Consider the following 407-nt stretch of genomic DNA (forward strand, 5'->3'; position numbering starts at 1 on the left):
TTTTTTTCAACTATTTTAATGCTTCCGTTATCCTTGTCGATTTCAAAATCAATGCCTTTTTTAAAGATCAACATACGTCTGTTTCTGAATCGTTCCCAGTTGCGATATCCATTGGCTGCTTTCGTAACTAATTTAATAATCACATTACAATTCTCTGACAGTGCATTGTTGATTCTTTTCTGTTCTACAGTAATTTCTCCTGTGTCTTTTGAAACGATACAACAGTGATTATACGCGTGTTTCAAAACAAAATGATCAGAGTTTCATTCATACAATCCTGAAAGACATTTATATCTGAATGAAGAACATAAACGTACAGTAATAATCTTATATTTTAATAATACAGTATATTTATTATCTTGAAAATAAAAAAATATGTAGCTGCAGGCACTAAAAACGCCCCAAAA

Annotated in this window: 1 protein-coding gene; it reads right to left on the minus strand. The window is 30.5% G+C overall.

Annotation, left to right across the window (positions count from 1 at the left end; all coding sequences use genetic code 11):
- Positions 1-245 (minus strand): transposase (locus NE544_RS12110; RefSeq protein WP_256269509.1); only part of this gene is annotated, 245 nt, incomplete at its 3' end.
- Positions 246-407: the final 162 nt, after the last annotated feature.

It is taken from the genome of Holdemanella sp. MSK.7.32, from assembly GCF_024460475.1.
Taxonomy (GTDB): domain Bacteria; phylum Bacillota_I; class Bacilli_A; order Erysipelotrichales; family Erysipelotrichaceae; genus Holdemanella.